8 protein-coding genes are annotated in these 10733 nt (G+C 62.4%); 3 read left to right on the forward strand and 5 right to left on the reverse strand.

The genetic code is table 11. From position 1 onward, the window contains the following. Positions 1 to 384 precede the first annotated feature (384 nt). A complete protein-coding gene (locus tag BT116_RS22835) occupies positions 385 to 909 on the reverse strand; it encodes an Mpo1 family 2-hydroxy fatty acid dioxygenase (protein ID WP_072347265.1) in 525 nt (174 codons plus the stop codon). A gap of 88 nt (positions 910 to 997) precedes the next feature. Here BT116_RS22835 and BT116_RS22840 point away from each other — a divergent pair, with 88 nt between their 5' ends. Beyond that, the gene (locus BT116_RS22840) at positions 998 to 1684 is read left to right on the forward strand and encodes a Crp/Fnr family transcriptional regulator (protein WP_072347267.1); all 687 of its coding nucleotides are present in this window, start codon (positions 998 to 1000) and stop codon (positions 1682 to 1684) included. A gap of 192 nt (positions 1685 to 1876) precedes the next feature. On the opposite strand, the gene BT116_RS22845 is transcribed toward BT116_RS22840, so the two are convergent. Next, complete coding sequence (locus tag BT116_RS22845) at positions 1877 to 2881, reverse strand: AraC family transcriptional regulator (RefSeq protein WP_072347269.1); 1005 nt, start codon at positions 2879 to 2881, stop codon at positions 1877 to 1879. A 100-nt stretch (positions 2882 to 2981) separates the two neighbouring features. Here BT116_RS22845 and BT116_RS22850 point away from each other — a divergent pair, with 100 nt between their 5' ends. After that, entirely contained in the window at positions 2982 to 4055 is a 1074-nt protein-coding gene (locus BT116_RS22850) for a fatty acid desaturase (RefSeq protein ID WP_072347271.1), read from the forward strand. A gap of 192 nt (positions 4056 to 4247) precedes the next feature. On the opposite strand, the gene BT116_RS22855 is transcribed toward BT116_RS22850, so the two are convergent. The 3 genes from BT116_RS22855 to BT116_RS22865 form a co-directional block, all read right to left on the reverse strand. Further along, a complete protein-coding gene (locus BT116_RS22855) occupies positions 4248 to 6752 on the reverse strand; it encodes a TonB-dependent siderophore receptor (protein ID WP_072347273.1) in 2505 nt (834 codons plus the stop codon). Positions 6753 to 6837: 85 nt separating this feature from the next. Beyond that, positions 6838 to 7839 (reverse strand): FecR domain-containing protein, encoded by a 1002-nt coding sequence (locus tag BT116_RS22860; RefSeq protein ID WP_072347275.1) that lies wholly within the window; start codon positions 7837 to 7839, stop codon positions 6838 to 6840. Beyond that, a complete protein-coding gene (locus tag BT116_RS22865) occupies positions 7829 to 8329 on the reverse strand; it encodes a sigma-70 family RNA polymerase sigma factor (RefSeq protein ID WP_072347296.1) in 501 nt (166 codons plus the stop codon). The genes BT116_RS22860 and BT116_RS22865 overlap by 11 nt, the downstream gene beginning before the upstream one ends. 253 nt (positions 8330 to 8582) lie before the next feature. On the opposite strand from BT116_RS22865, the gene BT116_RS22870 reads away from it, so the two are divergent. Further along, the gene (locus BT116_RS22870) at positions 8583 to 10463 is read left to right on the forward strand and encodes a methyl-accepting chemotaxis protein (RefSeq protein ID WP_072347278.1); all 1881 of its coding nucleotides are present in this window, start codon (positions 8583 to 8585) and stop codon (positions 10461 to 10463) included. Positions 10464 to 10733 lie beyond the last annotated feature (270 nt).

Genomic DNA, 10733 nt, shown 5'->3' on the forward strand with positions numbered 1-10733 from the left:
TCATCCCAGACAACCCATGGATTGGCTTGAAGCTGATCGTCCCCATGCTCTGCGGGGGGATGTATCCCGTGATGCTCTGCGTCACCTTCCGGAAGCGGAACGCGGAGCGTCCCTGGCGGCATTCCCACGCAGGAGCGTGGGAACGATCGAACCGCCAGTCCCCTGTGGGAGCGAGTTTGCTCGCGAAGGCGTCAGCCCAGACAACCCATGGATTGGCTTGAAGCTGATCGTCCCCACGCTCTGGTGTGCATCCCGTGATGCTCTGCGTCACCTTCCGGAAGCGGAACGCGGAGCGTCCCTGGCGGCATTCCCACGCAGGAGCGTGGGAACGATCGAGCCGCCAATCCCCTGTGGGAGCAAGCTCGATCCCACAGGGGGGTGTTTTCAGGCGGCCGAACGCTGGTTGCGCAACGTCACCGGCCCGGCGCGCTCTTCGATGGCCTGCTTCAATTCGCCGCGAAGCCCCAGCAGGAAACCCGCTTCTACCACCACAAACAGCGGCCCGACAATCAGCCCGGTGAGGTCGTCGACAAACGCCGGTTTGCGGCCTTCGTAATAGTGGCCGACGAATTGGATCACCCAACCCACCGCGAACATCCCCAGGCCGCTGCTCAACCACACCGCCGTGCTTTGCGTTGCCAGTGTCTGACCCAGCCATAGCGCCAGGCCCAGCAGCACCGTCATCAGCACACCCAGGCGCACTTCCAGGCGTAGATAGAACCAAGCACTGGCCACGGCCACCAGCAATGCCGGAGAAACCAGGATCGCGCCCAGCGGCCAACCGGGCCGTGACAGCAGCACGGCAACGGCGACGAAGATCAGCGGAATGCCAACGAAATGAGTGGCGATGTTGCGAGGATCGCGGTGATAGGTGGCGTATTGACTGAGATGATCGACGAGGCTTTTCATTGTTGTTCCTCCTGGGATGATGCCCGCATGATGCATCAGGTCTTGCACGACGCTCTGTCAGTTAGCCGACACTTGTCCCGGAGTTTCCATGAATTCGCATCCCTGGCACTCACAACTGATGGCCGGCCACTGGTACAGCCGCTTGCCCGTTGAGTTACAGAATAGCCTGCTGGATATGGCCCGCGAGCGCCGCCTGCCGCCGGGCCATGGGCTGTTCAAGCGTGGCGATCCGCCGTGCGGGCTGTATGCCGTGCTGGAAGGCGCGGTGCGCGTCGGTGCGGTGAACGAACAGGGCAAGGAGGCACTGCTGAGTATGATCGAGGCGCCCCACTGGTTCGGTGAAATCTGCCTGTTCGATGGCCAGCCGCGCACTCATGATGCGGTGGTGGTCGGTCAAGGTACGCTGCTGCACGTGCCGCAGGCGCCGTTGCTGGCCTTCCTGCAAGCGCAACCGATCTACTGGCGGCATCTGGCATTGTTGATGAGCCACAAACTGCGCCTGACCTTCATCAACCTCGAACATCTGAGCCTGATGCCCGCCCCGGCCCGGGTGGCCCACCGCCTGCTGATGATCGCCGAAGGCTACGGCGAAATCGAACCGGCCCGCCGCGTCCTGCAACTGCCCCAGGAGCAACTGGCATTGATGCTCGCGCTGTCACGCCAGACCACCAACCAGATCCTCAAGGACTTGCAGGCCCAGGGCATTCTCCACCTGGGTTATGGCGAGATCGAAATCGTCGACATCGAGCGATTGCGGGCGCTGACCACCATCTGAAACCGACCTGCCCCCTGTGGGAGCGAGCTTGCTCCCGCTGGCCTGCGCAGCAGGCCCTTGGCATGTCTATAGGCAGGCGGATCGCATTGGCCGGTTTTGCGACTGCTGCGCAGCCGAGCGGGAGCAAGCTCCCTCGCCACAGGAGCTGGTTGTCTGGGCGAAAGTCATCGCCCGCCCAGCCAATCCAAATCCCTAGCGCAACCCATCCCGAAACTGCCCCGGCGTCATCCCGGTCCAGCGCTTGAAGGCGCGGCTGAAGCTGCTGGCATCGGCAAAACCCAACAGGTAGCTGACTTCGCTCAGCGAACAATTCGGATCCCGCAGGTGCAGCAGCGCCAGATTCTCCCGGCACTCGTTGAGCAGTGCGTCGAAGCGGCAGCCTTCGTCGGCCAGGTGCCGTTGCAGGCTGCGCAGGCTCAGGTGCATGGCCTGGGCGATGCGTTCGGCGCTGGGCTCGCCTTCGGGCAGTTGGGCCTCGATGGCCGCGCGTACCTTGCGTTCCCAGGTCAGTGGCTTGAGCTGTGCGAGGGTGCGTTCGAGCACCGTTTCATTGTGTTCGGCCAGTTCCGGGTTGGCGTCGTCCAGGTGGCTGTCGAAATCGGTGAGGTTGAACTCCAGGCAATCCTGCGCGGCGCCGAAATGCACCGGCGAGCGGAACACTTTGTGCCAGGGGCTGGGGTCCGCCGGTTTCGGGCGCCGCAGGTACACCGCCAGTGGTGCGTAATCACGGCCGAGGCGGTTGCGACAGGTACGCACATAAATCGCCGCGAACGCGTCGATGGCCTCGAAGGCTGGCGCCGGTCGGTCCGGCGGCACCTCGAGGCTAAAGCGATAACGGTCCTCTGTGCGGATCAGCTGGAGGGTTAGCGCATCGCTGACCACCGGGTGATAGCGCACGATCCGCTCGAACACTTCCCGCAGGCTGCCGCTGGCCACCAGGGCATAACCCAGCGCGTGAAAGGTGGTGGGGCTGACGAAACGCGAGACCCGCAGGCCGATGGCCGGGTCGCCGCTGGCCTGCACAGCCAATGCCCACAGGCGGGTGGTGGCCGAGAGCGGGTAACGGGCGTTCGGGTCGTCCATCCATTGCGGGTCGAGGCCGGCTTCCACGCACAAGACATGGCTGTCCAGGCCCAGCGCATCGAGCTGTTTGCGCAGGGCGCGGGTCCAGCTGGCGAGGGAAGTCGGTTCAGTCATGACGATTGGCGCTTGCGGTCAACAGGTTGGCGTTTACGGCTACCACCCCAGGGGACAACGCCCGGCAGGATGAGCACATCTCTAACAGAGGATGTAAGCCATGCACGGCACTTGCGCAAGCTCCGAGCGATTGAATGCACAACAACGATCAGCCCATATTCGCCAGGTTGTATTGGCCCGGGGCGAGGAGTTGCGTCGGCGCTATCCGATCCTGCGCCACCAGGACGCGTTGGGCGCGGGCATCCTGGCGTTCGCCCTGGCTGGGATGATCGGTTCGGCGCTGCTCTACATCAACGGTTACCTGGCCGGGTGGGCGTGCCTGTTGCTCAACGCGTTCTTCGCGTCGCTGACCCACGAGCTGGAACATGACCTGATCCACAGCATGTATTTTCGCAAGCAGCGCCTGCCCCACAACCTGATGATGGGGTTGGTCTGGCTGGCGCGGCCGAGCACGATCAATCCGTGGATCCGCCGCCACCTGCACCTCAACCATCACAAGGTGTCCGGCAGCGAAGCCGACATGGAGGAGCGGGCCATCACCAACGGCGAACCCTGGGGACTGGCGCGGTTGCTGATGGTCGGCGATAACGTGATGTCGGCGTTCATCCGCCTGCTGCGAGCCAGGACCTGGGCGCACAAGCGCAGCATCCTCAAGCGCACGCTGAAGGTGTATTTCCCGCTGGCGTTGCTGCACTGGGGCGCCTGGTATGTGTTTCTCGGTTTCCACGGGGCTAACGGTGTCGCCAGTCTGCTGGGGACTTCAATTGACTGGTCGGCCATTACGCTGGCGACGATGCGGGTGATCGATATCGCGGCGGTGGTGATCATCGGGCCGAACGTGTTGCGCACCTTTTGCCTGCATTTCGTCAGTTCGAACATGCACTACTACGGCGATATCGAGCCGGGCAATGTCATCCAGCAAACCCAAGTGCTCAATCCCTGGTGGTTGTGGCCGTTGCAGGCGTTCTGCTTCAACTTCGGCAGCAGCCATGGCATTCATCACTTCGTGGTGAAGGAGCCGTTCTACATTCGTCAACTGACGGTGCCGGTGGCGCACAAGGTGATGCGGGAGATGGGTGTGCGGTTCAATGATTTCGGTACGTTCGGGCGGGCGAATCGGTTTGTACGGGAAGAGGCTGTGGCGCGGGAGGAGGTGGGTACGGCTCGAGTTTGAGACGCACCACTTCAGGGACAAACACACAACCTGTGGCGAGGGGATTTATCCCCGCTGGACTGCGCAGCAGCCCCTTTGACCTGCCGCCGCGTAGTGTCAGGCCTGATCACATCCACCCTTTTTGGGGCCGCTTCGCGGCCCAGCGGGGATAAATCCCCTCGCCACAGGTGCATGCCTGGCCTGAAGAATGAGTTAGAACTGGTAACTCACCGTCGCCGCCACATTGCGCTCTTCGCCCATGTAGCAAAAGCTCAGGCTCGCGCACGAAGCGACGTAGCTTTCGTTGGTCAGGTTGTTCGCGTTCAGGCGCACGTCCACGCCCTTCAAGCCGACCTTGCCCAGGTCATACCCCACCGAGGCATCGAACAACGTGTAGGACGGCACTTTCATGGTGTTCTCCGCATCGACCCAGCTGTAGCCGACATACCGCACGCCGCCGCCCAGGCGCAGGCCATCGAGGGTGCCGCTGTCGAACTTGTAGTCCGCCCACACCGAGGCCATGTGGCGCGGGGCCTGGGTCGGGGAGTTGCCCTTGTTTTCGATGATGTCGGTGGGCGTGCTCAAAGTACTGACCATCGATTTCGAGTATTCGATGTCGGTGAAGGTGTAGCTGCCCAGCACTTTGAATTGTTCGGTCAACTGCAGGTGCGCCTCCAACTCCAGGCCCTGGGAGCGCACGGCCCCGACGGCGCGGTAGAAGTTGTCCTGGGGCAGTTTGGTCGCCAGGTTTTCCTGGTCGATGCGGAACAGCGAGGCCGTGTACAGGTCGTCTGTGCCCGGCGGCTGGTACTTCAGGCCCAGTTCCCATTGCTTGCCATCGGTGGGCGGCAGCGGGTTGCCGGCGCTGTCGGCATAGGAGTTGGGGTTGAACGACTCGGAGTAGCTGATGTACGGCGCCAGGCCGTTGTCGAACAGGTACAGCGCCCCGGCCCGGCCAGTGAGCTTGGTGCGTTTGTCGTTGATCTCGGTGCCTTCTGGGCGACCGAACTCAGCGATGCGGTTCTCATCCGAGGTTTGCACCCAGTCCTGGCGCAGGCCGAGGGAGAAGCGCCACTTGTCCATTTCGATCAGGTCTTGCAGGTAAACGCCGGTCTGCTCCAGGCGTCGCAGGTAGCTGGTGTCATAGCGACCAGTGATGGTCGAGTTGCCGTAGACCGGGTCAAAGGCGTTGATTGGCGCCAGATTTCCGCTGGTCCAGTCGACCACGGTTTTGCGCCGCTGATAGTCGGCCCCCATCAGCACGGTGTGCTTGGTCGCGCCAGTGAAGAATTCGGCTTGCAGCATGTTGTCGACGATGAAGGAATGAAGCTTTTCTTCGGCGCCGGTGTAGTAGCGGTTCAGTTCGTTGCTGGTGGGCGTGGTCCAGTCGTAGGCATAGACCTGATCGTTCTTGACCTCGGAATCCAGGTAACGGAAGTTCTGCCGGGCGGTGAAGACGTCGTTGAAACGGTGTTCGAATTGGTAGCCGAACGACTGCTGGTCACGCTCATAGCGGTCGATGCCGGGTTCGCCTTCGAAGAAGTGCTCGGAAATCCGTCGACCGTTGCGCTGATGCAAGGTGCCATCGGCCGGCATGCCGCCGTGGTAGCCGCCGTCGGGGTCATGCTGCAGGTAGGCTTGCAGGGTCAGCGAGGTGTCCTCGCTGAAGTCGATGTTCACTGTCGGCGCGAGGGCGAAGCGCTTTTCCTTGTTGTGGTCGAACTGGGTGTCGGAGGTGTCCGCCAGGCCGATCAGGCGATAGGTGATGCGTTTGTCGTCATCCACGGGGCCGGTGAAGTCCAAGCCCATGCCGCGTTGGCCCTGGGTGCCGACCGTGGCCTGGATCTGGTGATAGGCCTCGTACTGCGGCTTCTTGCTGGTGAGTGCCACCAGGCCGCCGGGCGAACTGCGACCGTAGAGCACCGAGGATGGGCCCTTGAGAATGTCGACCCGCTCCAGGAAGTACGGATCGACCTGCATGGAGCTGTAGGTGCCGCTGTCGCCCATGGACTTGAGGCCGTCGAGGTAGATGTTATCCACCGAGCCATCGTTGAAGCCGCGCATCGCCACGTAGTCGTAGCGGTGGGTCGCGCCGTAGGGGTTGGTCAGCACACCGGGGGTGTAGCGCATGGCCTGGGACACGGTTTGCGCGCCCTGATCGTCCATTTGTTCGCGGGTGACCACCGACACGCTCTGGGAGGTTTCGCGCAGGGCGGTGCTGGTCTTGGTGGCGACCTGGCTGTGGGTGGCGTTGTAGCCTTCCATGCTGCCCAGGGCGTTACCCAAGGCGAAGCCCTTGATGTCGGTGGTCGGCAATTCCAGTGTGCTGCCAGCGGTCTCGGTCTGCAGCACGTAGCTGCTGCCATCCTGGCTGACGGCAACCAGTCCCGAGCCGCTGAGCAGTTGGCTCAGGGCCTGGTCCGGCGAGTACTCGCCCTTGAGCCCCGGGGACTGGACGCCGCCGGTTTGCGCCGGGGTGCTTGCCAGGGTGATCCCGGCCTGGCGGGCGAACTGGTTCAGCACATCGCTCAATGGGCCCGGGGTAATGTTGTAGCTCTGACGGCTGGCGGTCACGCCGTTTTGTGCGGCCACCGCGAGCATCGGCACGACGCTGACCCCCAGCGCCGTGGAGAACAGCGCGGCATGAATCGCCTGGCGCAACAGGCCCGGTTGCGCAGAGAAGCCGAAGGGGGTCTTGAGAAACAAGCGCTCAGTCATTGTAGGTTCCGTTGGAGTCGCTGAAGGCAGATAAGGGGTGCTTACTGTCCTAGCCGGACGCCGGCCTGAAACCCGCCAAAAAAAATCAAGCCAGGCGCTGCACCGTGATCCACCAACGGGTTCGATAACGGATCTGTACGGGGAGCATGCGTGGCAGGACGGCGAGCAGTTTGTCGGTGTCCTCCAAACGGAAAACCCCCGACAAGCGCAGGTCGGCAACCGACGCCGCGCAGTTCATATAACCCGGGCGGTAGCGTCCTACTTCATTGAGGAAGTCTTCCAGGCGCATGTTGCGCGTGACGATCAAGCCGTCGGCCCAGGCGCCTGCGTCCATGTCCAGCGGCGGTACGAGGGCCGCTGTCGATGCCGTGATCAGATAGCTTTGCCCGGCCTCGACCTGAATGGGCGTGCCATCGCTGTTGGGGTGCGAACGGATGACGACTTGCCCGCGGGTGACGCTCAAGCGCGTGCAGTCGCTGTCCTGGCGCACGACGAAGCGTCCTTCCAGCCCTTCGAACAGGCCATGCCTGCTTTTCACCAGCAGCGGCCGACCCGGGTCGCGACCACAGGTGACCATGATTTCGCCGCGGGCCAGGGTAATCAGGCGCTGCCGGGCGCTGAAGTCCAGGTCGGCGGCGCTGTGGGTATTGAGCTCCAGTCGCGTGCCGTCCGGCAACTGGAAACCTCGGCGTTCACCGATGGCGGTGGCGAAGTCAGCGCTCCACGCTTGCCAGCCCAGATCCTTGCCCAGCCAAGCCGCGCCGCTCACCACGGCGATGCCCGACAGCAACTTCAGGGCCTGGCGACGACTGAGGCGCTGGACACTGTTTTCCAGGGTGTCCAGGGCGACATGGGCACCGGGCACCGCCCGCAGGTTGGAGGTCAATTCGCTGTGCAGCGATTGCACCCGTTGCCAGGCCAGTTCGTGTTCCGGGTGGGCGGCGCGCCAGGTGTCGCACTGTTGGCGCAGGGTCGGGTGAGCGGTGTGATTGCGCAGGCGCAGCAGCCAGTTGATCGCCTGCCTGACCACCTGTTGCGACGGGCCGTTGCGGCGGCTCTGCAAGTGCTCCGCCGGCTCAGCTTTCATAACGCAGCACATAGCAGTGGTACAGCGCATCGGCGACGTAGCGCTCCACCGAGCGCAACGAGATGCCCATCTGTTCGGCAATGTGCTTGTACGTCAGGCCTTCGCACTGGGCCAACAGAAAGGCCCTGCGCACTTTCGGCTTGAGGCCTTCGAGCATCCTGGCAATGGCTTCGAGCAGTTCCAGGATCAGGGCCTGGGCTTCAGCGCCAGGGGTTTGGGCTTCCGGCAAGTGAGCTATGGTTTGCAGGTAGGCACGTTCGATTTCTTCTCGCCGCCAATGGTCAATCACCAGGCCTTGGGCGATGGTGCGCAAAAAGGCGCGTGGAGTTCGAAGTTCCAGGCGTTCGCTACGCTGCAAAAGGCGCACGAAGGTGTCCTGGGCCAGATCCGCCGCATCGGCGGCATTGCCCAGCCGGGTGCGCAGCCACGTATTGAGCCAGCCGTGATGCCGGCTGTAGAGCGCCTGTACTGCAAACTCGGGAGATGACATGGACGCGATGGCCTGGATGTTACAAATGATAATAGGTCGCATTGTCATCAGCCGTCGGCGAATTTGCAACCACCGTTCGCCCACTATGTCCTCCCGTCGCCTATTTCTTCGAATCCCTAATTATTTGTACAGGCTTGCCGACAGACTGGTATGCGTGCACCAAAGTGGAGCGTACTGATAACCGCTCGCACTGCTACATGGAACGTTGCAAATCTGGAATGCACCCCCACTCCTTGCCTAAGAAGCCTCATCAATGAATCTAAAGTTCAGCCACAAAATCCTTCTTGCCGCCTCTGGTGTGGTGGTCCTGGCTTTTGCCCTGTTCACGCTCTACAACGATTATTTGCAGCGCAACACCATCGGCAGCAGCCTTGAGTCGTCCATCGAGCAATCCGGCGACCTGACGGCCAGCAGCATCCAGAACTGGATGAGTGGCCGGATACTGGTGCTGGAAAACCTGGCGCAAAACATCGCGCACCAGGGCGCTACTGCCGATCTGCCGGGGCTGGTCGATCAGCCGGCGCTGACCTCGAACTTCCAGTTCACTTATGTGGGCCAGGCCAACGGCGTCTTCACCCAGCGCCCGGACGCCAAAATGCCTGACGGCTACGACCCGCGTCAGCGCCCCTGGTACAAACAGGCGGTGACCGCCGATAAAACCATGCTGACCCCGCCTTATTTGGCGGCGGTAGGTGGCCTGGTGGTGACCGTTGCCCTGCCGGTGAAGCACAACGGCGAACTGCTCGGTGTGGTGGGCGGTGACCTGAGCCTGGAAACCCTGGTGAAGATCATCAACTCCGTGGACTTCGGTGGTATCGGCCATGCGTTCCTGGTCAGCGGCGACGGTCAGGTGATCGTCAGCCCGGACAAAGACCAGGTGATGAAGAACCTCAAGGACATCTACCCCGGGACCCCGGTGCGCATTGGCAAGGGTATCCAGGATGTTGAGCTGAACGGGCAGGACCGTATCCTTTCGTTTACTCCAGTGACTGGCTTGCCGAACGCCGAGTGGTACATTGGCCTGTCGATCGACAAGGCCAAGGCCTACGCGCCGTTGAGCCAGTTCCGTACGTCTGCGCTGATTGCGATGTTTGTCGCGGTGGCGGCCATTGCGTTGCTGCTGAGCATGCTGATCCAGGTATTGATGCGCCCGTTGACCACCATGGGGCGCGCCATGCAGGACATCGCTCAGGGCGAAGGCGACCTGACCCGGCGCCTGGTGGTGCAGGGCAAGGATGAGTTCGCGGTGCTGGCGGGTTCGTTCAACCAGTTCGTGGAGCGGATTCACGCGTCGATCTCGGAAGTGTCTTCCGCCACCCGTCAGGTGCATGACTTGTCGCAGCGGGTGATGACCTCGTCCAATGCGTCGCTTGTCGGCTCGGATGAGCAGAGCGCTCGCACCAACAGCGTGGCCGCGGCCATCAACCAGTTGGGGGCTGCGACCCAGGAAATCGCCCGCAATGCCGCCGATGCCTCGCAACATGCCAGCGGTGCCAGTGAACAGGCCGATGACGGTCGCCAAGTGGTGGAAAAAACCATCCAGGCCATGACCGAGCTGTCGCAGAAGATCAGCCTTTCCTGCACCCAGATCGAAACCCTGAACGCCAGCACCGACAACATCGGCCACATCCTGGACGTGATCAAAGGCATCTCCCAGCAAACCAACCTGCTGGCCCTGAACGCGGCCATCGAAGCGGCCCGTGCCGGTGAAGCCGGCCGTGGTTTTGCGGTGGTGGCCGATGAAGTGCGCAACCTGGCGCACCGTACCCAGGAGTCGGCGGAAGAAATCCACAAGATGATTACCTCGCTTCAAGTCGGCTCCCGTGAAGCGGTAACCACGATGAACGCCAGCCAGACGTCCAGCGAAGAAAGCGTGGAAGTGGCCAACCAGGCCGGCCTGCGACTGGTCAGCGTGACGCAGCGTATCGGTGAGATCGACGGCATGAACCAATCGGTAGCCGCTGCGACCGAAGAACAGACCGCTGTCGTTGAAACCCTCAACATGGACGTCAGCCACATCAACCTGCTGAACCAGCAAAGCGTGGCCAACCTCAATGAAACCCTGAAGGATTGCGATGCCTTGTCGCAACAGGCCAATCGATTGAAGCAACTGGTGGATAGCTTCAAGATCTGATCCCAGTCGCAAGCCGAGCCACCGCCATCGCGAGCAGGCTCGCTCCCACAAGGGACTGGCGGTTCGATCGTTCCCGCGCTCCTGCGTGGGAATGCCGCCAGGGACGCTCCGCGTTCCGCTTCCGGAATGTGACGCAGAGCGTCACGGGATGCATCCCCACGCAGAGCATGGGGACGATCAGCTTCAAACCAACCCACGGGGTGTCTGGGCTGACGCCATCGCGAGCAAGCCCGCTTCCACAGGGGACTGGCGGTTCGATCGTTCCCACGC

The sequence above is a fragment of the Pseudomonas sp. NFACC16-2 genome (assembly GCF_900119205.1).
GTDB lineage: Bacteria > Pseudomonadota > Gammaproteobacteria > Pseudomonadales > Pseudomonadaceae > Aquipseudomonas > Aquipseudomonas fluorescens_Q.